This is a genomic window from Salipaludibacillus neizhouensis, assembly GCF_002886185.1.
GTDB lineage: Bacteria > Bacillota > Bacilli > Bacillales > Salisediminibacteriaceae > Salipaludibacillus > Salipaludibacillus neizhouensis.
The window spans coordinates 3107164-3132549 of the sequence record NZ_KZ614146.1 but is presented as its reverse complement, the minus strand read 5'-3'; the positions used below and the strand labels follow the sequence as shown (position 1 = coordinate 3132549).

Below are 25386 nucleotides of genomic sequence, written 5' to 3'. Positions count from 1 at the left end.
AGCGTTAAATAATTTTAAAAATCACCTAACATTAAAAGGAGGGAATTACATGCCGAACCATGTGAAAATTAAAAAATTACAAGTGGCCGAGGAATTATATGATTTTATTAATTCAAAAGTGATTCCAGATAGTCAAGTGACAAGTGAGGAGTTTTGGGAAGGATTTGGAAGCCTTGTAACAGATTTAGCTCCCAAAAATAAGGCATTATTAAACAAACGTGAAGAAATACAAACAAAGATTCATACATGGAATAAAGAGAATCATGACTATAGTTTTGATGCATATAAGGAATTTTTAACTGATATTGGTTATTTAGAAACGGAAGTGAGTGATTTTGAAATCACTACAGAAAATGTCGATGATGAGGTTGCCATTCAAGCTGGGCCACAGCTTGTAGTTCCAGTAAATAATGGACGTTATGCCATTAATGCTGCAAACGCACGTTGGGGAAGTTTATATGATGCACTATATGGTACGGATGTGATTAGTGAAGAAAATGGAGCAAAAAAAATAAATGCCTATAACCCAATTAGAGGAGAAAAAGTCATTGAGTATGCTAAAAGCTTTCTTGATGACACCGTACCACTAAAGGTTGGATCTCATAAGGATGCAGTGAATTACACGATTATAAACGAAGAACTGTCTGTTGAGCTTTCTAACGGAAAAACGACAAGAATACTCGATGCTACAAAATTTGTTGGGTACAAAGGTACAGCTGGTGAACCGACTGCACTGCTATTAAAAAATCATGATTTACATTTTGAAATTCAAATTGACAGCACTCATCCTATTGGCAAATCAGATTCTGCACATGTAAAGGATATATTAGTAGAATCTGCCATTACGACAATTATGGACTGTGAAGATTCAGTAGCAGCAGTAGATGCTGAGGATAAGGTACTTGTTTATTCAAACTGGTTAGGCTTAATGAAAGGTGACTTATCGACATCCTTTAAAAAAGGGAATAAAACGATTACACGCACACTAAATCCTGATCGGGAATATAAGTCACCAGGTGATAAGGCATTTACTTTATCAGGACGTTCATTGATGTTTGTTCGAAATGTAGGGCATTTGATGACAAGTAATGCCGTTTTAGATGAAAACGGCAATGAAGTACCAGAAGGATTTTTAGATTGCATGATTACAAGCTTAATTGGAAAGCACACTTTATTAAGAAATGGAACCTATCAAAACTCATCAAAAGGTTCAATCTACATCGTAAAGCCGAAAATGCATGGCTCAGAAGAAGTGGATTTTGCTAATGAACTTTTTGACCGTGTGGAAGATATTCTTGGGCTTGAAAGAAACACGGTAAAAATTGGTGTAATGGATGAAGAGCGACGTACATCATTAAATTTAAAGAATTGTATTCATGCAGTTAAGGAAAGAATTGTGTTTATTAATACTGGTTTCTTAGATCGTACTGGAGATGAAATGCATACATCTATGGAGTCTGGTCCTATGATTCGGAAAAAGGATATGAAATCCTCTACATGGTTAAATGGCTATGAAAAGTCAAATGTAATGGTAGGGTTATCAGTAGGTTTACGAGGGAAAGCCCAGATTGGTAAAGGGATGTGGGCGATGCCTGAATTAATGGCTGATATGATACAACAAAAAGGAAGTCAATTACATGCTGGAGCAAATACGGCTTGGGTACCTTCACCAACAGCTGCCACATTACATGCACTTCATTATCATCAAATCCATGTAAAAAATGTCCAACAAGAAATTGCATCTAATAAGGTTGATTTTAAAGATGACATTTTACAAGTTCCGGTTGCTGAAAATCCAAATTGGAGTGTAGAAGAGATACAAGCAGAGTTAGATAATAATGCGCAAGGAATTTTAGGGTATGTCGTTCGTTGGATAGAGCTAGGAATAGGTTGTTCTAAAGTTCCTGACATTAACAATGTCGGATTAATGGAGGACCGCGCAACTCTTCGTATTTCTAGTCAGCATATGGCGAATTGGTTACATCATGATATTTGTACAGAGGAACAACTCATGGAAATTTTAAAGCGTATGGCTAAAGTAGTAGATGAGCAAAATGCAGGAGATCCAGAATATGTTCCAATGGCACCAGATTATGATAACTCTATCTCTTTCCAAGCGGCATGTGACTTAGTGTTTCAAGGGTATGACCAACCAAGTGGGTACACAGAGCCGATTTTACACCGTCGTCGTATTGAAGCGAAGGCAAAAAGTAAAATAAAACAATCTTAATCAACCAACGCAATAGTAGTTAGTGTTCAAGCAATCATGATTGCTTGAACACGTTATAAAAATCTCATGGTTTTATAATTATTTGATTGAAAATGAGCAAATTTAGATTTTTATACTGGGGGAATAAAGTTATGGAGGAGCTTAGTACTAAGTCTTTAGAATTGCACAGTAGATATAAAGGTAAATTAAAAATAGGCGTCAAAATGACCATTGAAAATATGCAAGATTTAAGCTTAGTTTATTCTCCTGGAGTAGCGGCACCTTGTGAAGAAATATTTCATAACCCTGACAAAATTTATGATTATACCATTAAAGGAAACGCAGTAGCTGTTGTTTCTGATGGGTCTGCTGTTCTTGGCTTAGGCAATATTGGTGGTGGTGCCTCTATGCCAGTCATGGAAGGAAAGGCTGCGCTTTTCAAGGGCTTTGCGGGTATTGATGCTTTTCCAATCTGTTTAAACACTCAAGATCCAGAGCTAATTATCAGCACAGTAAAAGCATTGGAGCCCACCTTTGGAGGTATTAACCTAGAAGATATTTCAGCTCCAAATTGCTTTATTATTGAAGAAAGACTAAAGAAAGAAATGAATATTCCAGTATTCCATGATGATCAGCACGGAACAGCCATTGTTACATGTGCAGCACTTATTAATGCTTTAAAATTAGTACAAAAGAATATTGAGGATGTAAAAGTAGTTGTAAATGGCGCAGGTGCTGCAGGAGTAGCTGTAACCAAGCTGCTTTTAAATCTTGGGGTACAGGATATTATTTTATGTGATTCTAAGGGTGCTATTTATAAGGAACGAATAGATGGAATGAATCCTATTAAGGAAACCTTAGCTGAGCAAACAAATAAAAACAGAATTTCTGGCTCCTTGGAAGATGTGATTAGAGGAACAGATGTATTTATAGGGGTATCTGTTGCAGGAGCTATCACACCTGAAATGATTCATTCAATGAATCGGAATGCTATTATTTTCGCTATGGCAAATCCAATTCCAGAAATTATGCCTGACATAGCAACAGCAGCAGGTGCAACAGTTGTGGGGACTGGACGGTCAGATCTACCAAACCAAGTGAATAATGTTCTTGCCTTCCCTGGTGTTTTTAAAGGAGCACTTCAAGTATTAGCCTCAGAAATTAATGAAGAAATGAAGCTAGCAGCTGTTTATGCGATTGCTAACCTAGTAGATTCAAGCTTGCTAAGAAATGATTATGTTATTCCAAATCCGTTTGACGAACGCGTAGTTCAAGCTGTTTCAAATGCTGTTGCCAATGCGGCGATTGAAACAGGTGTTGCAAGAAAAACAATTCATTTAGAGCATGATCAAATCACTATTAGTGGATGAGAGGAGAAATTATTATGAAATTCGTTAGATTTTCTGTTAATTCTAAAATTAGTAAGGGGATTATTGAACAACAGTCTATTAAAGAAGTAAGAGGTGACATTTTTGCTGAGTGGGAATATACAGGGGGAGAGTATTTGACTAAAGAAGTGAAATTTCTTGCTCCTTTAGAGCCAAATCAGATAATTGGGATCGGAGCCAATTATGTATCAAAGGTTGAAGAACGCCCAGCTACTCTTCCAGACATACCGGTATTTTTCTTTAAACCGACATCATCAGTTATTGGGACTGATGATCAAATTGTAATTCCAGGTGAGATTGAGCAAGTGAAATTTGAATCAGAATTAGCTGTTGTCATTGGAAAAAAAGCTAAGAAAATAAAAGAATCAGAGGTTTTTGATTATGTATTTGGATATACGGTAGCAAATGATGTAACAGCACCACAATATTTTCATGAAGCAGGGCAATGGACAATTGGAAAAGCTTTCGACACCTTTACACCACTTGGACCAGTTATTGAGACAAAATTAGATCCTTCCGAGATTAGAGTAAAGGCAAGAGTTAATGATATTGAAAAGCAAAACAGTGGCACGGAGTTATTGATTGTACCTATACGTGAAATGATTTCCTACTTATCAAATGTGATGACATTAATGCCAGGGGATGTTATTTTAACTGGTAGTCCTCTTGGAGCAGAGCTAATTGGAGCTGGGGATGTCATTGAATGTGAAATTAAAGAAATTGGAACTTTAAAAAATTCATTAGTCAATGTTAAGGGAAGCGTCACAACTTCTTAAAATAGTAAAAATGCCCGGTTATAAAATGTAAGTAGACTATATAAATGAATTGAGAAGAAATGATAGAACAACATAGTGTGGTTAAATCTTTAAACCGGGCATTTGATATTATTGATTAAATTAGGAACAAAAAGGAATGCTTAGACATTATAGAAGTTAGACTAGAAGCTATGCCATTTTTAAACTTAGACGGTTAAAATGAAGAATGACGCAACCGTATGTGTTGTGTAAAATATAGGTGATATTTCAAAAGATATGGAGGTTCTTATGCGTTCAAAAAACCGTATAAACTCTAAAGAAACAAAATACAGCTCATCGCTATTTACTGTGGCAGAGATAGCTCTCAACAGAATCAAAGGCTTTCAATCCTCTCATCTTTTACAGAGATTCTCAGACCTTAACTCGACCGTCAAGGAATCCAATTGACCGACGAGTTAAGGTCTGAGGCAGGGTAGTAAGTTGAGAGATGGAATCGAAAACCAGTGATGAAAAAGTCTTTATTTTGAAAATATCCCATTAGTATTTAGGAAACTATGATGATCATCCTATTTATGGTATGAAGCAAAGAATGACAATAAACCCTCCTACATGATCTGGATGAGGAGTTGTTCACTGAGGAAAATTAGAAGGTAATAGAAACAGTCAGGATATGAACAGTCTGATTGTTTTTTTTCAGTAACGTTTGTACCTGAGTTTGAAGAATCGTATGTAACTAGTGGAACAATATAGATTCACTTAAAAAAATTATGGAAAAGATGAAAGATCTTAGGGAGTAGGGAGAAGATGAATAAAAACTTATTAAAAATGGCCATATTTTCAATATCTATTCTAACCATTATGGCAGGTGCTGCAATATCTCCTGCTCTAGGAGAAATATCTCAATCCTTTCCGGATGCTAGTGAAACAACGATTAAACTCTTGTTAACTTTACCATCGGTTATGATTATACCTTTCATTTTTGTGGCTAGTTATTTAACGAGTCGTTTTTCCAAGAAAAATATTCTGTTAGTTGGAATGGTTATCTATATAATTGGTGGTGTCGGTGGTGGGCTAGTATCAAGCATTGAAATGATGTTAGTTTGCCGTGCGATATTAGGAATTGGTGTTGGGTGTATGTTACCAATATCGACTTCACTAGTCCCGGATTTTTTTGATGGTGAGGAGAGAACAAAGACCATGGGACAAGTGATGGCGTCCACAAACCTTGGAGGTGTCATCCTGTTTACTGCATCTGGCTTTTTGGCATCGCAAAGCTGGAGAGTTGTCTTTAGTGTATATTCACTTGCGGTTGTTTCCATAATTCTTGTCTATTTATTTTTACCCAAAGTAAATCCAGTTAAACGTTCCCCTGATGCTGTTCGACTGAGGTTACCGGGAAGCGTATATGTGTATGGACTAGGAGCACTAATGGTAGTTTTGGTGATGTTCTCGATTCAATCAAACATAGCTTTATACATGGTTGAAAAAGAGATTGGCGATGCACGGTATGCTGGTTTGATTGCAGCCACTTCGACAGCAGCAGGGTTTGTCGCAGGGTTGGTTATAGCACAAGTGAAAAGACTCTTACAATCCTATTTAGTTGCCGCAATATTATTTGGGGTAGCAACTGGATTTGGCATTATTAGCTTAGCACATGACCCATTATTAATGGGTGTAGGAGTTGGTATATGTGGTTTCGGACTTGGTATTATTTTGCCTGGTATAATGGATCAAGTCTCACGTCAAGTAGCTCCATCACAAATTGTGCATGCAATGGCCATTGTCACGAGTATGATATTTGTAGGCCAGTTTTTATCACCTATCATATTGGACGGAATAGGTGTTTTGTTTGGTAATATAACGATTGAATTTACGTATCAATTTTTGACCATAGGTATATTGCTTACAGCAGTTACTTTTTTCATTCTATCGTTAAGACAGCACATTTTGGGACCAAAACAAACTATTGTTCCGAAGAACATTGATAAAAAACAACAGGCGTAATTGTGATATATTCAATTAATAGAGATAGAATCAGGAGAGCGATAGGGTTTCCTGCTTCTATTCCATTTCTGGAATTACTTACAGTAATTCCAATTTCTTTATAATAATTTAGAAACATAGGACTTAATCATGGGCTGTAATGTCAACAAACCAATAGAATAGTTGCTTGTGTTAGACTTTTTAGTCACTGGTTTCTCTATCTACTTCAACTTCTAAAAACTTTAAAAAGAGGGATATATAAATGATTATCACTTCAGAGTTAGCCTATCCGATAATTAATAAGCTAAAAAAGTTAGTTGATTATAATATTAATATTATGAATGAGGATGGAATAATTGTAGCAAGCAGAGATAGTAACCGCATACTAGAAATCCATCAGGGAGCATTACAGGTAATTATGACAAAGAAGGAGATTGTTATTTATCCTGAAGATGAGCATAAATACCTAGGTTCTAAATCTGGTGTTAATTTGCCTGTGGAGTATCGAAACAAAATCATTGGTGTCATTGGGATTACCGGTCATCCAGAAGATGTTTGGAAATTTGCACAAATACTAAAAGTGACAGTCGAAGTAATGATTAGTCAGATTGAACTAAATAACCAGTTACAATATCAAAATAAAATTGTAGACAATTGGGTCATGGATCTCGTTCATCCAACAATAGTAGATATTGAAAAATTAAAATCGGATGCGATTCATTACTTAAATATTAAGCTTCAACAAGAGTTAACCATCTTTCTTGTGAAGTTTGATGATTTAAATGTTGTTAGTACGGATCTTGAAGTCAATATGAGATGTCAATATCTAAGAGAAGAGCGAATAAAAAAAATAAAAGATTCTATTACGAATATCGTTTTTTCTGCGTTTATAGATGGCAGCTGTTGTCTAGTTGCAGTTCATTTAATGAAACAAAATAGTTATCTCACTGTCGCAAAATCAATAAGAAATCTATTTCCTTCTAATAAAGCAAAAATGAATATTGGAGTTGGAAACGGATATAGCAATATTGGGGGGTATCGCAACTCATATCTAGAAGCAAATAATAGTTTACAGTTACTAAATAGGTTTCCAATGAAGGAGAATATTGCTCATATTTCAGAATGGGGAATAAAAAGTTTAATTAATCATGTCCCATATGACGTATTAAAAATCTTCTACGCCCAATATTTAACGAACGTTGAGAAACTTACTAAGGAGCAAAAGCACACATTAGAACACTTAATAATATCGGATTTAAATATGAAAATAACAGCTGATAAATTACATATTCATCGAAACACGCTCATTTATAGACTGGATACAATTGCAAAGCAGACAGGATTAGATCCAAAAATTTTTCAAGATTTAATGATCCTTCACTTTTTAATAACGATTGAACAGCTAGTTGATCAATAGCTAGATAGCTAGAAATAATTATGATATGTGCAATTGCCCAATTGTTACAAAAATATTCTGATTTTTATCGGTTAATTTACCAATGTTTCAAGGTGCCTTTTTATGGTTTAATGAAGCTGTAGTAAAAAATATTCAGAAAAAGGTGGGAGAATGAAAATAGTCGTTGCGCCTGACTCTTTTAAAGGGAGTTTGACCGCTTTACAGGTTGGAAATATTATTCAAGAAGCGCTTAAAAATGAAATTCCAGATGTTCAAGTCGAAATGACCCCGATGGCCGATGGGGGTGAGGGGACGCTTGAGACTTTAGTGTATGCTACAAAAGGTAAGCGTTTTCAAGTTACTTCTTCAGGTCCGCTAATGGAACATGTGACAACGGAATATGGTGTCTTGGGAGACGGGAAAACAGTTGTTACTGAAATTGCTGCTATTTCAGGGTTGCCAATGGTTCCAGTTAATAAGCGGAATCCGTTAAATACATCTACTTATGGTATGGGGGATGTGATTCTTAAAGCAGCCAATGATGGATACCGTGAATTTATTATTTGCCTTGGTGGAAGCTCCACAAATGATGGAGGTCTAGGCATGCTTCAAGCACTGGGTGTTCAATTCTTAGATGGAAATAATAAAGAGGTTCCTCCTTTAGGTGAATCGATTTACAATGTGGAAAAAGTTAATTTTACAACATTGGATCCAATTATTCATGATTGTCGTTTTACCATTGCAAGTGATGTTGATAGTCCTTTATGTGGAAAAAATGGTGCAACATATATATTCGGACCACAAAAAGGTGTGAGGGAAGAGGATTTGGAAGAGTATGACCAGGCAATGTATCGATATGCAAGTTTGATAGAAGATCATCTAGGCATTAATCTTCAAAAAAACCCTGGTGCAGGGTCAGCTGGTGGACTTGGATTTGCATTTCTATTATTAAATGCAAAGATTGAATCTGGTTCCAAAATCATAGCGGATGCGACAAATTTAAAAAATAAGATGAAAGATGCTGATTTTGCAATAACAGGTGAAGGACAAAGTGATTACCAGACATTGTTTGGAAAAGTGCCTTCCTTTGTAGCAAAGCTTGCAAAAGAAGCAGAGGTCAAGACCATTCTTCTATCTGGGAGTCTTGGGAAAGGTTATGAAGATTTGTATGGCCACTTCATGAGCTGTCATTCCATCACTGTTGGTCCAATGACATTAGTAGAATGTATGAAGAATGCAGAAACGCTTTTAGCGAATGAGGCTAGAAACATTGCTGGTTTGCTGAAAGAGATTAGTGAAGAACGAGCACGACAAAAAGTTCTATAGACATGAAAGAACTGCTGACAATATCCGTTTGGATCTTTCTCTGCCAGCCACTAGTTTTACTGCAGTGAATAAGCTTGCTGTGCAGTTCAAAGCCCAAAAGTTTCACGTGATGATAAGGTCAAATAATAAGGAGGTAATTTTTTATGCCAGAAATCCATTCTGCACTTGTAACTACTTTTCTAAAACCAGAAAATCAGGAAAAGCTTCGCAAGGCGCTTGAACCTGCTGAGGTGGTGTTTTGTACACCGTATGATACAGAGATTATAGCCAAGGCCATCCAGAAAGCGGATGTTGCAATTCTAAATAGTGATGTGGATGAGTTAATCCTCACTGGACCTAATTTGCGTTGGATCCACTGCAGTCGGGCAGGTTTGGACAAATCCGCCAAACCTGAAATTTTTGAGCGGGGGATTATACTTACAAGTTCATCAGGGCGTTCTGCCCCTGCTCTTGCAGAACATGCACTGATGTTCATGCTTGGATTGACCTATGATATCCCATTGCTTATGAAAGCAAAAGCAGAGAAACGGTGGGCTGCAACACGAGAGTACTCCTTAAAAACCGGTATGTACGGTAAGACGATCGGTATCCTTGGTCTGGGAAAGACAGGGTGTGAGGTGGCAAGGTTTGCAAAATCGTTTGACATGAAGGTACTTGGATGGAGGCGGTCTTCTGAGGTACCTGAGAATGTCGACGTCGTGTACTCCTCTGACCGTCAGGATAGCCTTCAGTCACTTCTGGAAGCTTCTGATTATGTTGTTTTGTGCGCGGAACTAAACGATCATACTTGGCACATGTTGGGTGAGAAAGAATTTGACTGGATGAAGCCGTCAGCATTTGTAGTCAACATGGGTCGAGGGGAACTCATTGATGAACCGGTGATGATTGAGGCTTTGCAGAACGGAAAGATTGCTGGTGCGGGCTTAGATACCTTTGAAGTAGAACCGCTCCCTAAGGAAAACCCGCTTTGGGAATTGGAGAATGTTCTCATTACACCACATATTACGCCAAGTCTGCCGGATAGGGAAGAGCGTGCACTGGATTATGTTTTTCAGAATATCGAAGCCTATCGAAAAGGTAGCGGTTTCATCAACCGCCTTACACAAAGTGGGGTTTACACAAAAGGCAAAGTCAAGAGCTGATAACCCACTGCTAAATTAGGAAAAGAAAGAAGATAAGATGAAACATTGGTAGAAGTTAATATCTGTAGAAAAAAGGTAAAACAAATCATTCAGTTGGTCAATAATACCGGATGTTTTGCAAATAAAACTAATAATATATTATTTATGGGAGGTATTTCAATGAAAATGTTTAGCAGAAGTATTGGAGTGTTAATGGTTGTTTTAAGTTTAGTTTTAGTACTCGCAGCATGTGGTGGTGAAAGTGCTAATGAAAGTGCTAATGGAAGTGCGAACGAATCAAATGAAAATTCAAATTCTTCAGAAGAAAAAGAAATTGTTGTTCCAGAAGGTGAACCTGAAATAGTTTTTACAGGTAAGGGAGTAGCTGAGTACGGTCTAATGGAACCAACGCTTGACCTTTATGATGATGGTACAGTTATTGGGACGGTTTTATATGCAAAAAGAGAGACTGTGTTTGATGGTTCATGGTCTATGAGTGAGGACGAGAGTACGATTAGTCTTGACCTAAATGATAGAGATAGCACTTCCTGGGAAGTGGTAAAAGGTGATGACGGATTCTATGCATTTGAATATAAAACCTTTGATGGTAAAAAAGATGTGGTTATAACACTAACAACGAATCCAAATTAAGTACAGAGTGAATCAAGGGGCATAATCTATCTTTAGATTATGCCCTTTTGCACCTACGCGCACGAACATTGAAAGGTGGGCTCTCTAGAAGGTGTGACAGAAAGCGAAAATATTGAAACCTTGAGGGGACGTAAAGTTGATTATAAATATGAAAGGGGATTTCTGAATATTAATTTGGATGTGCTTCAAGACTATGAAGATCTCGTTCTATCATGTACCAAATCTAAAAATTACGTATGAAATGATAGAAAAATACTTTATGAGGGAAGGTCCTTTTTCCCTTGTCCAAATACCGAACCTTAAAGGAATAATTACTTTGTTGATATGACCGTGTGTAAGGATTATCAGTAATAACATTTGAACAATAAAGTAAATCAAATGTTAAAAGATAAAATGATAGGGGGTATTTGCTATGAACGAGAGTACAGCGATGCAATACAATCGCGCAAAAACTTGGCAGATTATGCTTTGGCCTGCAAACACGACTATTAACAATCTTATGTACGTATTAATTATGTTTACTAGCTACATTGCTGTAGGAGGATACGGACTCGGAGTAGCAATGGCAGGTGTGATCATGACCTATTCCAGAATCTTTGATGGAATTACTGATCCAATAATAGCCATACTAACTGACCGACTGGATACCAAATACGGGAAAATTCGAATTGTTATGGTGACCGGTTTTACCATTCAAATTTTAGCCGTAATATCTTTATTTGTATGGGGTGTCGGTCAAGGGATGTTATTTTTTATCATTATGTACATGGTTTATTTTATTGGTTCTACGATGAGTGGTATTGCAACCAACACTGGTAATACAGTTCTGACAAACGATCCCCGACAACGTCCAACGATTTATCGATGGGCAATGACATATACAACAATTCTTGGTGCTTCAGCAGGCTTTTTTCTCTCAAATATATTGTTTAGTAAACATGGAGGCATTACTAATGCGGCTTTGCAGGAACTGACTATTGCTATTGTAGTAGTATCTGTTGTTTTAGAAATTTTAGCTTTTATTGCAATCAGTGAAAAAGATAAACCAGAAAATTTCCCTAAAAAAGCCAGTGGAAAACGTATCAATTATAAAGATGCCTGGCATTTAATAAGGCATAACCGGGGGTTACAGGTTTTAATCATTGCGGGATCCAGTGACAAACTTGCACAACAAGCTGCAGGGCAGGCTGCAATTCTGACTATAATTTTTGGTATTATCATTGGACATTATGAGTTTATGGGTATCTTCAAACTGATCGATGTAATACCGACTCTGTTGGTTCTGTTCTATGCTACCCATATGGCTGGTAAAAACGGTACAAAGAAAACCCTAATTAAATGGACGACTATCTCTATGAGCTTCGCTGTAGCTGTAATTGTTTTCATGGTCCTCATCGATCCGACACAAATCAGTGTAGCAGCTGTTCCAACAGTTATTTTTGTAATACTTGTTTCCGGGTTCCATGCATGCATGATAGCAACAGCAGCTTGTACACAAGCTATGATACCGGATGTTGCAGACTATGAGCTTGAAAAGTCCGGCACCTATATGCCAGGAACAGTGTCTGCAGTCTATGCTTTTTTAGATAAAACGATCTCATCTTTTGGAGCAACCATCGTTGCCGTCTCCATTGCATCAATTGGTTATGTCGCAGTGCAGCCACAGCCTGGAGATCCATCAACATTAGGGGTCTTTTGGATAGGGATGTTCTTGTGGATGGGTTTACCAATTATTGGGTATATTTTATCCTTAATAGCGCTGAAGTTTTATCCATTAGATAAAGAGAAGATGGTTGAGGTTCAGCAAAACAATTGGAAGTATCGAGAAGCTGCTGATGCGGCAGCAAAGGCTAGCAAAAAGATCAGTGGTTAATCAGTAGGTTCTTCACAGAAAAAGAAAATTGAATTCCTGCTGGAAGACATTCATTTTACTAACAGGATTTGAAAGCCAGTGTAACGGTAAATCCCATTCGATATTTGAAAGCGATTACACTTTACTGAATCGTGATTTTAGTTGATGGACAAGATATTGAAGATCATAGTAGTCTGATTTGTAAAAACTGTTTAATAAGTATAATATTCAATTGTGAAAAGTAAGAACAAGAATTTGTTCTTACTTTTCTTTTTGTGTCCAGCATTTTTAACATCTAAGAGCCGAAAAGTCCGCGACAAGGAAAGGGTATTTAAAGGTCATTAAAAAATTCTTGACAAGAACTAAAGCTGATGGTTAAGAATGAGAAAGCGAAATCGGAAGACCACAAAACGGAGGTTTCTAGGGTTCCGTAACCAACCAAGGAGAGATGCGAGAGATTAGGTCTCATGAGACCTAATCTATGTTCAAGAAATAGATCGATAGGTACGTCGATAACTTAGTGAACCTCGATACACGAACCCGAATATTGGGTCTGGGGGATACCCCCCTCAAATTGAATCCTCGAAAAGCTCCTCTGACATGGAAATTAATTCACGGACTGCAAAAGGTAGGTATTTATCTTTTCGCCAAATTAAACCGAGTTCTAAACTAATATTTGAGTCGATTAAATTAACTGCAGCAATGTTACTATTCTGGATGGGAACAGCAATTCTACTAGGTAAAAGAGCAATACCTAGTTTAGCTGCCACCATCTCCACCATAAAGTCCTTTTGTGAACTGTTACATACGATTTTAGGATAATAACCTTTACTGGCACATTCCTCGATAATGTGGTCGTGAAGGGTAAAATCTTTTTGATATAAAATGAAATGTTCGTTTTTAAGATCGGATAGATCAACTTCTTTATAATTTGCTAATGGATTTTGCTTATGAACAACAAGCATTAATGGATCATGAATAACCTTCATTATTGAGAATTTATCATTGTTGACTGGTAAATTACAAATTAGTCCTATATCTAAAGAACCGTCATTAATGCCTTCTTTTATTTTTTTTGATCCAACTTCTGTTAAGATAATTTCAATATACGGGTACATTTCTTTGTATTTACTTATTAATTTAGAAAAAAAGGCTGGTCCAACTATTGGTGGAATACCAATCTTAACCACTCCCTTTTTTAATTCAAGAATATCCGTTAGTTCCGTCGTTAGGTTCTGAAAAGCCTCTAGTACATGCTTAGCATTAACTAACACTGCTTTTCCAGCATCCGTTAACTCCAATTGTTTTGAACGATAAAACAAGGGGACACCAAGTTCTGATTCAATTTGCTTGATAGCTTTACTGATAGAAGGTTGAGAAACATGTAAAGTAGTTGCTGCTTTTGTGAAACTCAAATGTTTGGCAACTTCAGAAAAATAAGCTAAGTGTCTGATATCCATAAAAAACTCCCTTTCATAACATAGTTGTAAGGATAGACTGCGATTATAGATATAACCAAAAAGAATAACTAAGATAAGAAATATGTATTATATGAATTATTGTTTATATTATATAATATATTTATAAGAAATATCTAGTAAAGAAAAATTTTTCATCACTTGTTGTGTTTAACGAAAAAGCTGTTGAATTAGTAAGAATTAAAGTACAAAGGCTGGAGTAGCTATAAAGATTTCACAAAAGTTCACTATTAACGAGATCTATCAATGATGATTTATTAATCTTCATTAATATCATCAATAAAAGGAGGGTGAAATACTTGAGAAATGCAGTTATCTTTTTATTACAAGTCCTTTTCCTGATTGCCATTTTTTCTGCTTCTAATTTCATAGTAAAGTACACAAATCTGTTTATACCTGGTAATGTCCTTGGAATGATTCTATTATTCGTAAGCTTAACATTGGGGATTGTAAAATTAAACTATATTGAAAAGGCAGCAGAGTATCTAATTAAACATTTAGCATTATTCTTTATCCCTTACGCTGTAGGTATAATGACTTATGGTGATCTAATAAAAACTAGTGGGTGGAAGTTGCTTGTTATGATTGTTGGAAGTACAATTATTGGCTTAATTATAACTTCAGGAATGACACAATATTTATCTTCTAAGGAGAAACAAAAACATGTTCAGTCTGACTCTCAGTAATATTATTATAACGATACTAATATATTTTGGCGCAAGGTTATTATATAAACACGTCTCTAACCCTTTTACTACGCCAGTTTTGTTAGCAACAATCGTAATCATTATCATTTTAATAATAGCAGATATTAATTATGAGCAATATGCACCGGCAAAAGATTGGATAACTTATTTTTTGGGTCCAGGAACAGTTGCGCTTGCAGTTCCTATGTACAAAAACAGAGTTGTGATCAAGGAAAACGCAGTACAGGTTTTAGGAAGTTTAACGGTAGGAAGCATTGCTACTATAGCTTCCGCTGTATATATCTCAAAGCTACTCAATCTTTCTGAAATGATACAGGCAACTTCTGCTGTTAAAGCAGTTACGATCCCAGTTGCACTTGAGGTCGTAACTTTAATTGGCGGAGACCCTTCATTAGCCGCTGTACTTGTCATTACTGCTGGAATTTTTGGGGCTGCCTTTGGACCGCTGTGTTTAACATTATGTAAGATTCACGATCCAATCTCACGTGGCTTAGGGATGGGAACCGTTTCACACGGTATTGGTACAAGTCAAGCAGTAGTAGAAGGGAAATTACAAGGAGCTGTGTCTAGTGTTGCAATGGGTGCTGCTGCAATCCTTACATCTATTGTTCTTCCACTTATATATAATATATTTAATTAATGTGATTATTATAAAAGATCAGTATCTAATACTAGATACTGATCTTTGCTATCTCCTTGCCTATTAGTTACAAGACTATCTTTTTAAACGGGGGAACCGAAGATGGATACAGTATGCTTTTTAGTATTTGCAACGGTTTGTAAGCAATGGTAGATAGTTGTGCTGAAATTGATTAGAATCGTACTTTTATATTACTAAAAAAAGTACGAAATTACCATATTGATAGAAAAATGAATGATACAATACTATGAAAGCGGATAAATAAAGAATAGAGGACAAAAGAAAACACTAGTTAATTCTGGATTATACGCTGATTCTAGAGAAAATAAATATGTTATAAGACAGAATTTAACCGAGGAATACTATTAACAGCACTAGATCAATTATGTATTATAGATGCAATTAGTAGTAGATATGATGTAATTGAGTTATTACACCATATTCAAAATAAATACTATATAAAAAGAATGCATAGGAAGTAGGAGGGTTATGATGAGAAAAACAATATTAATCAATGATGATTGGAAATTTGTAAAAGAAAATGTTGGTGCAGAGAAAGTATTTGTAGCACAAGGCGAAAAAATTAATATTCCCCATACATGGAACGCCATTGATGGACAAGATGGAGGCAATGATTATTACAGAGGAACCTGCTGGTATGGAAAGACATTTCAAAAACCGGAATTATATTCTAGTGATCAGGTATATTTGGAATTTCGAGGAGCAAACTCTACAGCAGAAGTATGGATGAATAATACTAAACTATCTACACATGATGGAGGTTATTCAACTTTTAGAGTAAACATAACAGATGCCTTGGAAGAAGAAAATGAGTTGGTAGTTTCGGTCGACAATGGACCTAATGATAGGGTGTATCCTCAGAAGGCCGATTTCACCTTCTACGGTGGGGCATATCGCGATGTGTACATGGTAATTGTATCTGATAGTCATTTTGATATGGATTATTATGGAGGAAGCGGTCTACAAATTACTTCTGAAATTAATGAAAGAACTGCAGTAGTAAATTTAAAATCATTTATTACTGGAGATGCTAAAGCTGTTCGTTATTCAATCGAGGGTGTGGGTGATTTAGAAGTACCTGTTGTAGACGGAGTTGCTTCTGGTAATATAAAAATTTCAGAAGTTCATTTATGGGATGGAGTGGAAGACCCATATTTATATGAAGCAAAAGCAGAACTTCTAAAAGAGGGTAATGTAGTTGACCGGATTGATAGCCGTTTTGGTTGCAGAACCTTTTCTTTTGACAAAGATAAAGGATTTACTTTAAATGGCAGACCTTATCCTCTTAGAGGTGTTTCACGCCACCAAGATAGAATAGGAGTCGGAAACGCTATTACTAAAGAAATGATGATGGAGGATATGGAAATTATAAAGGAAATAGGGGCAAATACTATACGCCTAGCCCATTATCAGCATGATCAGTATTTTTATGATTTGTGTGATGAATATGGAATGATAGTATGGGCTGAAATACCTTATATCACGGAACATATGCCCAATGGAAGAGAGAATACAATTACTCAGTTGACAGAATTAATAGTACAGAATATTAATCATCCATCGATCTTTTGTTGGGGATTATCGAATGAAATAAGTGTTACTGGTGTAACTGATGATTTAATGGAGAATCATAAGACATTAAATGATTTGGCTCATAGCTTGGACAATACTAGACCAACAACTATGGCTCACGCTTTCATGCTTGAAATTGATGAACCTTTAGTATTTTTGCCTGATATTATGTCCTATAACCTCTACTATGGTTGGTATTTAGGAGAATTAACTGATAATGATACTTTCTTTGATGACTTCCATAAAAAATACCCGGATAAAGTAATTGGTTTAGCTGAATATGGTGCGGATGCTAATCCTAGATTACAAACTGAAACTCCTGAGCGAGGTGATTATACAGAACAATACCAGAGTGTCTATCATGAGCATATGTTGAATATGTTTAGAGAACGTCCTTACCTTTGGGCAACACATGTATGGAATATGTTTGACTTCGCTGCAGATGGTCGCGATGAAGGTGGAGAGAACGGTATAAATCAGAAGGGACTAGTTACTTTCGATAGAAAATATAAAAAGGATGCGTTCTATCTTTATAAGGCATATTGGAGTAATGAACCTTTTGTACATTTATGTGGAAGAAAATATGTAGAGCGTCACGAAGAAGAAACAGAAGTTAAGATCTATTCAAATGAAGATTCTGTTGAATTATATAGTAACGGCGAACTAGTAGAAAAGCAAAGTGGTAATAAAGTATTTACATTCAAACTGAAACTTAAGGGCGAGCATAGAATTGAAGTAAAAGCTGGTACTTATTCAGATGAAATCACTATATGTAAAGTATCAGAACCGAATAAGGATTATCAATTAGAAGGACGAGAAGTTATAAATTGGTTTGATGACCCAGAAATGAACAATCCCGAGGGATATTATTCTATTCAGGATGTCATGGCGGATATACGAAAAGACCCTGAAGGAAACAAAATCTTAGATGATATGATGACTTATGTAAAATCTAAGCGTGGAGATGTTGCAAAAAATGTTAAACAATCCAAATCCATGGCTAAAGTAATGAATGCCATGACTGCTGAAGCTCTGATTAAACAAGCAGGGGGATCTATACCTAAGTCAATGACAGTAGAAATTAACAAGGCTTTAAATAAAATCAAGAAAGTAAATGACTAGTTTGGGTTTGCAACAAAAAAATTGAGAATTATAATCAAGTAAATAAAAAGGCATAGAGATTTATTCTATGCCTTCTTGGTGTTATTAAGGTAGGTAGAAATATTCATTAGTTCGGGGATTTATCCTAAAGTACGAGTTGTAGGACTATTTTTGCTTTAACAAGTGGTGTCGTTCTCTATATTGTTTTGGAGTTGTACCAACAACTTTTTTGAACACCTTTGTGAAATAACTTTGGTCATTATAATTTAGTAGAGAACCAATTTCAGATATTGGTGTTTTACTGTACGCAAGTAACTTCTTTGCCTCGTCCATTTTTGTTTGTTGAATATAATCACTTACAGTCATGGCAACTTCTTTTTTAAACAGAACAGACAAATATTTCGGGCTTAATTGAACCTTATTTGCTATATCATCATGGCTGATTTCTTCATAAATGTGCTTATAAATATAATTTTTACAAAGCGTAATTGTCTTAGAATAACGTTCATCTTTTACCTCTTTTACCTTTTCCGCAAACGTGTAAAGAACATCTTTTGCCATGCTTCTTACTTCATCCAATCGATCCAATTCTTCCAGTTGTTGAATAAAGCTATCATGCAAGCTGAAAGCGACCTCATCGTGTACTCCTCCTTCAATGGATGCTCGAGAAACCAAGGTGACAAGAGTAATAATATGATTCTTTATGGATCGAAGATAACTGGATTTAGATAAAATACTAGCAGCCTCTTCTTCTTTTAAAACGGTAAGCTTTTTTAATTCATCTACTTTACCTTCTTTAACAATATATAAAATTTTCTTTTCAAATAATCTGTCGTGATGAAATACTTGAGTTTGTAAATTTTCAGAAACAGCTAAGTTTACTTTTTCAATTTTTTCATTTGTTAAATCAGCATTCTCGCGAATTACTGAATTTGGAGAAATGAGCTGTAGATTGAACAAATGGAAAAGGATAACACAAATGTTTTTTAAATGTTCGGATTGAATAATTCGTAAAGATTTATAATAGTTATATACTTTTTCTCTATAAAAAAATGCTTTTGAATCATTTATAATTCCACTTATTCTTTCTTCCGTTAATTGGAAAGATAGAGTCGGGCCAATAATTACCGTTCCTTCAAATACATTTTTTGGATTAACACTAATTATGATATATTTCTCAGAAAATGCTGATTTTTTAATGACTGGAAAATCAAATTCTATATCCGATTGGAAGTTCAATGGGTTGAAAAACTTCTCTTTTTGATTCTCATAAAGAGGATTCAACGTGTGATTCTGTAGATTCTCATAAATAACCTTCCCATTAGGCGCGATGAAAAAAACTGGTAAAAGGATTGTATTAGCAACCAGATTACATTTATTCTTTATCGTTTCTATATCGTCATCCAATATTATTCATCTCCTTAAGTGTCGGTATTATTACTTCTTTATAAATCATACTAAAAAAAATACCAAATTACCATAATGAATTCTAACCTAGTGTTACGATACAGTTAACAATGATTATACATTAGTAAAAAGGTGATATGAATATTCCTGTAACCGTTTAATCTAACAATGATGCTAACTAATAAAATATGAAAGTTTAACAATAGGAAGGAGTTGTAATGGATGAAATATAAGAATCCAGTTATAAGTGGGTTTCACCCAGATCCAAGTATTTGTAAAGTAGGTGAAAATTTTTTTTTAGTAACTAGTTCTTTTGAATATTTTCCGGGAATTCCAATCTTCCAAAGTAAAAATTTAGTGAATTGGGAACAGATTGGCCATGTGTTAACGCGTGAAGCCCAGTTACCTCTAAAACGTGAGCATTCATTTATTCCATCACAAGGTATCTTTGCTCCAACTATTCGTTATCATAAAGGTCGATTTTATGTTATTACAACGAATATTACGATTAGAAAGACTTTTTATGTGTGGGCAGAACATCCAGAGGGTCCGTGGTCTGATCCAATCTTTATTGATGGATTTAGAGGCTATGATCCATCTTTATTCTTTGATGACAATGACAAAGTATATATTACTGGTGCAAGCTTTCCAGGTGCTGGACCTGAAGGGATATTTCAAGCAGAGTTGGATATTGATTCGGGGAAAATGATAAGTGAAAGTCAGTTTGTTTGGGAAGGGACAGGTGGTAGTTCACCAGAAGGTCCCCACTTATATAAAATCAATGATTGGTATTACTTATTAGTTGCTGAAGGTGGAACAGAGTATGGACATATGGTAACTATCGCTAGAAGCAGGAAACCCTACGGTCCATTTGAAAGTAATCCTCATAACCCAATTCTTTCTAATCGCAGCACGAAGCTACCAATTCAAGCAACAGGACATGCTGATCTAATACAAGCATCCGATGGTACATGGTGGGCTGTCTTTTTAGGTTTCCGACCAGTGAAAAGTACAAAGGTTCACCATCTAGGTCGAGAGACAAACCTTGCAGCGGTTGAGTGGTCAGAGGAAGGGTGGCCGGTTATTGGTGAAAATGGTAGGGCTAAAGTGGAACACGATGCAAAATTACTTTTAGTTAACGAACCCACACCATGGCTAGAGAGGGATGATTTCAATTGTGAATCATTGGCAACGGTATGGAACTTCTACCGTAATCCACTAGAAAGTTCCTGGTCACTGACAGAACAACAAGGGTTTTTAACACTTTATGGCCAGTCTTGTACGTTAAATGATTTAGAATCACCAACCTTTGTTGGTCGCAGGCAGCAACACTTTAACTGTGAAGTTTCAACGCTAATGGAGTTTTCTCCGACCGAAGAGGGAGAGGAAGCTGGACTAACTGTATTTATGAATGAAAATTATCATTATGATATAGCAAAAATGATACAAAAAGGCCAAACTATTATCTTATTTCGCTGTCGTGTTGGAAGTCTATGGAAGGTAGTAAAGGAAATTCTGTATGATGAACCAAGTGTAGTTTTAAAAATAAAAGCAACAGACACTAGCTTTACTTTCAGTTATGCTACACCAACAGGTGAAGAGAAAGTTATTGGATCTGGAGAGACATCTTTACTTTCTACTCAGATCGCGGGTGGATTTACCGGGTTATACTTCGGCTTGTATGCAACAGGAAATGGCAAATGTTCAACTGCACCTGCTCATTTTGATTACTTCCAATATGTGCCTGGCCAAGAATAAAAGTAAGGATAGAAAACAATTAATCCTAGTAATAATAATCTTTGTTAGTTTAGTGAGGGGGGATAGGAATGCAGGGTACATCAGATATTGACTATCAATCCTTCGAGCAAGATAGAGAGCTTACAAGACGTGAAAAAATTGCCGCTGCTCTTGGTGGAATGACCGGGACAATTCATACGCAAATGATTTCTATGTTTATCCTTTTCTTTTATACAGACGTAATGGAAATAAATCCTGCTTATGTAGCTGGTTTACTACTAATTTGCCGAATTATTGGAGCTTCATTGATTCCTGCATTTGGTATTGTTGTTGATAAGGTGACAACTCCATGGGGCAAGTACGTCCCTTGGTATGTAATCTTAGGAGTACCAATTGCTATATTGGGTTGGTTAACCTTTACAGATTTTAATTTTGGTCCTACAGGAACGTTAGTTTATGCTACAGTTACTTATTTGATCTATAGCATATTAGTTTCTATTAGAGCCGCACCATTTCATGCTGTTGGTCCTGCAATTACAAAACGAGTAGATGATCGTGTATCTTTAGGTCAATACACATATTTTGCTGTGATGATGGCAGCAATTGTAACCACTATAGCACAACCTGCTTATAAGGCTTTAGGTGGTGGCAGTGATGCTAGGGGATTTTCCATTCTAATGGGCTTGATTGGACTATTTTGTATAATTGCATCCATTTTTCAGGTCGTTACCTTAAAGGAAAGGTATGTTGTAAAACCTAAAAAAGGAGACAAAAGAACACCTATTAAGGAAATGTTTAAAGCTGTTTTCACTAATAAAAATGCAGTGGTGGTTTACATTTATATATTAGCAATTACTTTAGCAAGTGGAATACGGTCAGCGGTTATGATTCACTATTTCAAATACTTTTTTCTTAATGAAAGTTTAGTAGTTATATTTGGTGTTATGAGCTTAATACCGACGATCCTTGGTGTCATGATAAGCGGAAAATTAATTAAACGTTTTGGTATTAAAAGGGTTATTCTTACCTGCACGGCTGTGAATGTAACCTGTACTGCAGCTATTATGTTCATTCCTGCTACTTCTGGCGGTGTAGTTACATTTTTTGCTGCTTTAGCAATTGCTAACTTATTTATGGGCTTTGCCAATCCAGCTCAGGCTACGATGCTACCAGCCGCGATGGATTACACAGAATGGAAAACTGGAATTAACATAAATGGGTTTATGGGTTCTTTCCAAGGGGTTATGCAGTCGCTTGCAGTTGCTATTTCGGGTTCAGTGGCAGCAGTTTCTCTCTCATTCATTGGTTATGTACCTGGTGCTGAACAAAGCAGCGAGACAATCTTTGGTTTAAAGGTACTTATGGGATTTCTCCCAGCAGTTATCTTCTTATTTACAGCATCTGTTGCATGGTTTGACATTACAGAGGAGAAGCAAAATCAAATAGCGAAAGAGTTGGCTGTGCGAAGAAAAAAGAAGCAAAGTATTTCTGAATAACGAAAATGTTTTTTGGGGGGGAATGCAATGCAGTTATCTACTTGGACCGATGATTGGGTAGACTTTCCAATAGATGATGAACTTTACTATCAATATCTTCAAAAAAGAATTGATAAGTAAATGTGTTGGACGAACAATTGATGAGGAAGGAAGAATTATTGTATGAAAAAGTTCTCAAATGATTTTATGATTGGAGCTGCTACTGCAGCCCATCAGGTGGAAGGTAACAATGTAAACAGTGATTTTTGGGTTATGGAAAATGTTCCAGGTTCGATGTACAAAGAACCTTCGCTAGATGCTGCTGATCATTACCGTAAGTACAAAGAAGATATTCAATTATTAGTAGATGCAGGTTGTAACACATATCGATTTTCGATTGAATGGGCAAGAATAGAGCCAATCAAAGGCAAGTTTGATAAAAACGAGATTGAACATTACAGAGAGGTACTTGAATTTTGTCATCATCATAACGTGACACCGATTGTAACGCTTCATCATTTTTCATCACCGAAATGGTTGATATCTGAAGGTGGATGGGAAAGTGAATCAACAATTGAATACTTCATTAACTATTGTCATTTTGTAGTTTCAGAATTGGGAGACTTAATTCCTTATATTTGTACAATTAATGAAGCGAATATGGGTAAACAAATAGCAAAAATTATGAAGAGAATGACAAGCGTAAATGAAAGCGATCAAGCTAAGAAACCGGACAATGCTGATGTGCAGGTGGGCCTTAATGTTAATATGAAAACAAAAATGGAGAAATATTACCGAGCTTTGGGAGAGGCTTTTGGAATGGATCCAAGATATATCCACACTTTTCTTGCTCCTAGGACAGAAAATGGTGAAAAAATCATTATGAAATGTCATGAACAAGCTAGGAGGGTCATTAATGAATTAAACCCAACAATTAAGGTGGGAATAACATTCTCGCTATATGATCATCAAGCATTGCCAGGAGGAGAAGAATCAATTAAAAAAGAGCAATACGAGGATTTTCTTTGCTATCTTCCTTATATTAAAGAGGATGACTTTATAGGTGTACAAAATTACTCGCGAAAAATTCACGGGCCAGATGGAGTAGTCAAACCGGTCGAAACAAGCAGGTTAACGAAAATGGGTTATGAATATTATCCTGAAGCACTTGGAAATGTTCTGGAATTTGTTTCTAAGCATTGGCATAAACCGATTATTGTAACGGAAAATGGTGTATCTACGGATAATGATGAAGAAAGAGTGGAGTTCATCGAACGAGCACTTACGGGTGTACATCGGTGTATAGAGAATGGAATTCCTATTATTGGTTACACGTACTGGTCATTGCTTGACAATTTTGAATGGCAATTGGGTTATGCTCAAACGTTTGGATTGATTGCTGTTGATCGTTCTACTCAAAAGAGGTATCCAAAACAAAGCTTATCTTTTTTAGGTAATATAAATATGATTTAATCTTTAATGCTAGAATGGGAGTCTATTTGAAATATATAGATTAAAAAAATGGAGGTATATATTATGAAGGTTTTAAACAAGGTTGTTGTAGTAACAGGTGCTGGAGGGGGAATAGGACGTGAAATAGTCCTTAACCTTTTATCCAAAGGTGCGAGTGTAGCGGCGGTAGATATTAATAAAGATGCACTGGAGGAAACAGTTAATCAAGCAGGAGACAAATCAGACAAGATATCGACACACATCGTTAATTTAACTGAATTAGAAGCTGTTGAGGCTCTTCCAGAGAAAGTGATCGCTCATCACGGATCAGTTGATGGAATCATTAATAATGCTGGGATTATTCAGCCTTTTGTACATGTAAATGATTTGGATTATGACAAAATTAAATTAGTAATGGATATCAATTTTTACGGTACACTTTATATGACAAAAACATTCCTTCCTTATTTATTGGAAAGACCTGTTGGACACATTACAAACATATCGAGTATGGGCGGATTTCTTCCTGTACCAGGTCAATCCATCTATGGTGCATCTAAGGCTGCTGTTAAGCTTATGACTGAAGGGTTACAAGCGGAGCTAAAAGATACCAACGTAAAAGCTACCGTTGTGTTTCCTGGTGGTGTTGGTACTGATATTATGAAAAATTCCGGAGTAGAGCGTTCTAGAGGTACAGATGCAAGTGAGAAAGATATGTCGAAACTATTAACACCGAAAGAAGCAGCAGAAATTATTGTTTTAGGAATGGAAAATGATCAAAACAGAGTATTGGCTGGGAAAGACTCAAAAATTATGGATAAACTGTATCGATTAAGTCCTAGACGTGCTTCGGACATGATTGCTAAAAAGATGAAATAAAAATCTATATTTTAAATGAGGTTTTCCCATGTAAGGGTATCCTCATTTTTTTTTACAAATTTAAGGAATTAACCGAAAATACCAAATAAAACATAAATAAAATTTATTCTTGATAAAAATTTAGGTGAAGTAGGATGGTTTATTTATAAAAAAAATACCAAATTACCATAAGGAAGTGAAAGGATTAATTTATAATAAATATAAGAAATCATGAAGGAAGTTAAAGGGTAAATTGT

Annotated in this window: 18 protein-coding genes; 16 read left to right on the top strand and 2 right to left on the bottom strand. The window is 35.9% G+C overall.

Going from position 1 to position 25386, the window contains the following annotated elements; translation table 11 throughout:
* The first annotated feature begins 49 nt into the window (after nucleotides 1-49).
* The 9 genes from CEF18_RS14740 to CEF18_RS14700 all read left to right on the top strand — a co-directional run bounded on the left by CEF18_RS14740 (nucleotide 50) and on the right by CEF18_RS14700 (nucleotide 12702).
* Complete coding sequence (locus CEF18_RS14740; RefSeq protein ID WP_110937166.1) at nucleotides 50-2230, top strand: malate synthase G; 2181 nt, start codon at nucleotides 50-52, stop codon at nucleotides 2228-2230.
* Nucleotides 2231-2361: 131 nt separating this feature from the next.
* Nucleotides 2362-3579: an NAD(P)-dependent malic enzyme gene (locus tag CEF18_RS14735; RefSeq protein WP_110937165.1), complete on the top strand. Its 1218-nt coding sequence runs from the start codon at nucleotides 2362-2364 to the stop codon at nucleotides 3577-3579.
* 14 nt (nucleotides 3580-3593) lie between these two features.
* Nucleotides 3594-4373: a fumarylacetoacetate hydrolase family protein gene (locus CEF18_RS14730; protein WP_110937164.1), complete on the top strand. Its 780-nt coding sequence runs from the start codon at nucleotides 3594-3596 to the stop codon at nucleotides 4371-4373.
* Nucleotides 4374-5156: 783 nt separating this feature from the next.
* Nucleotides 5157-6356, top strand: coding sequence for an MFS transporter (locus tag CEF18_RS14725; RefSeq protein WP_110937163.1), 1200 nt, complete (start codon nucleotides 5157-5159; stop codon nucleotides 6354-6356).
* Between the two features lie 241 nt (nucleotides 6357-6597).
* Nucleotides 6598-7752 (top strand): CdaR family transcriptional regulator, encoded by a 1155-nt coding sequence (locus tag CEF18_RS14720; protein ID WP_110937162.1) that lies wholly within the window; start codon nucleotides 6598-6600, stop codon nucleotides 7750-7752.
* A 150-nt stretch (nucleotides 7753-7902) separates the two neighbouring features.
* On the top strand, nucleotides 7903-9057 hold the full coding sequence (locus tag CEF18_RS14715; RefSeq protein WP_110937161.1) for a glycerate kinase: 1155 nt from the start codon (nucleotides 7903-7905) through the stop codon (nucleotides 9055-9057).
* A 143-nt stretch (nucleotides 9058-9200) separates the two neighbouring features.
* Nucleotides 9201-10199 carry a D-2-hydroxyacid dehydrogenase gene (locus tag CEF18_RS14710; protein ID WP_110937160.1) on the top strand — a complete coding sequence of 333 codons (999 nt, stop codon included), beginning with the start codon at nucleotides 9201-9203 and terminating at the stop codon, nucleotides 10197-10199.
* Nucleotides 10200-10358: 159 nt separating this feature from the next.
* Entirely contained in the window at nucleotides 10359-10829 is a 471-nt protein-coding gene (locus CEF18_RS14705) for a hypothetical protein (RefSeq protein ID WP_110937159.1), read from the top strand.
* 412 nt (nucleotides 10830-11241) lie between these two features.
* The gene (locus tag CEF18_RS14700; RefSeq protein ID WP_110937158.1) at nucleotides 11242-12702 is read left to right on the top strand and encodes an MFS transporter; all 1461 of its coding nucleotides are present in this window, start codon (nucleotides 11242-11244) and stop codon (nucleotides 12700-12702) included.
* A gap of 548 nt (nucleotides 12703-13250) precedes the next feature.
* Here the strand turns inward: CEF18_RS14700 and CEF18_RS14695 are convergent.
* Entirely contained in the window at nucleotides 13251-14141 is an 891-nt protein-coding gene (locus CEF18_RS14695) for a LysR family transcriptional regulator (RefSeq protein ID WP_110937157.1), read from the bottom strand.
* A gap of 317 nt (nucleotides 14142-14458) precedes the next feature.
* On the opposite strand from CEF18_RS14695, the gene CEF18_RS14690 reads away from it, so the two are divergent.
* From CEF18_RS14690 to CEF18_RS14680, 3 genes are all read left to right on the top strand, one after another.
* On the top strand, nucleotides 14459-14845 hold the full coding sequence (locus tag CEF18_RS14690; protein WP_110937156.1) for a CidA/LrgA family protein: 387 nt from the start codon (nucleotides 14459-14461) through the stop codon (nucleotides 14843-14845).
* Nucleotides 14823-15506 carry an LrgB family protein gene (locus tag CEF18_RS14685; protein WP_110937155.1) on the top strand — a complete coding sequence of 228 codons (684 nt, stop codon included), beginning with the start codon at nucleotides 14823-14825 and terminating at the stop codon, nucleotides 15504-15506. The genes CEF18_RS14690 and CEF18_RS14685 overlap by 23 nt, the downstream gene beginning before the upstream one ends.
* Before the next feature lie 492 nt (nucleotides 15507-15998).
* Complete coding sequence (locus CEF18_RS14680) at nucleotides 15999-18221, top strand: glycoside hydrolase family 2 protein (protein WP_110937154.1); 2223 nt, start codon at nucleotides 15999-16001, stop codon at nucleotides 18219-18221.
* A 144-nt stretch (nucleotides 18222-18365) separates the two neighbouring features.
* Here the strand turns inward: CEF18_RS14680 and CEF18_RS14675 are convergent, their stop codons facing one another.
* Entirely contained in the window at nucleotides 18366-19607 is a 1242-nt protein-coding gene (locus CEF18_RS14675) for a helix-turn-helix domain-containing protein (RefSeq protein ID WP_110937153.1), read from the bottom strand.
* 222 nt (nucleotides 19608-19829) lie between these two features.
* Between CEF18_RS14675 and CEF18_RS14670 the strand changes: the two genes are divergently transcribed.
* The 4 genes from CEF18_RS14670 to CEF18_RS14655 all read left to right on the top strand — a co-directional run bounded on the left by CEF18_RS14670 (nucleotide 19830) and on the right by CEF18_RS14655 (nucleotide 25150).
* Nucleotides 19830-21365 (top strand): glycoside hydrolase family 43 protein, encoded by a 1536-nt coding sequence (locus tag CEF18_RS14670; protein ID WP_110937152.1) that lies wholly within the window; start codon nucleotides 19830-19832, stop codon nucleotides 21363-21365.
* Between the two features lie 68 nt (nucleotides 21366-21433).
* Nucleotides 21434-22840 (top strand): MFS transporter, encoded by a 1407-nt coding sequence (locus CEF18_RS14665; protein ID WP_110937151.1) that lies wholly within the window; start codon nucleotides 21434-21436, stop codon nucleotides 22838-22840.
* 162 nt (nucleotides 22841-23002) lie between these two features.
* Nucleotides 23003-24292, top strand: coding sequence for a glycoside hydrolase family 1 protein (locus CEF18_RS14660; protein ID WP_110937150.1), 1290 nt, complete (start codon nucleotides 23003-23005; stop codon nucleotides 24290-24292).
* A gap of 63 nt (nucleotides 24293-24355) precedes the next feature.
* Nucleotides 24356-25150, top strand: a complete 795-nt coding sequence (locus CEF18_RS14655; protein ID WP_110937149.1) for an SDR family NAD(P)-dependent oxidoreductase — start codon at nucleotides 24356-24358, stop codon at nucleotides 25148-25150.
* The last annotated feature ends 236 nt before the right edge of the window (nucleotides 25151-25386 follow it).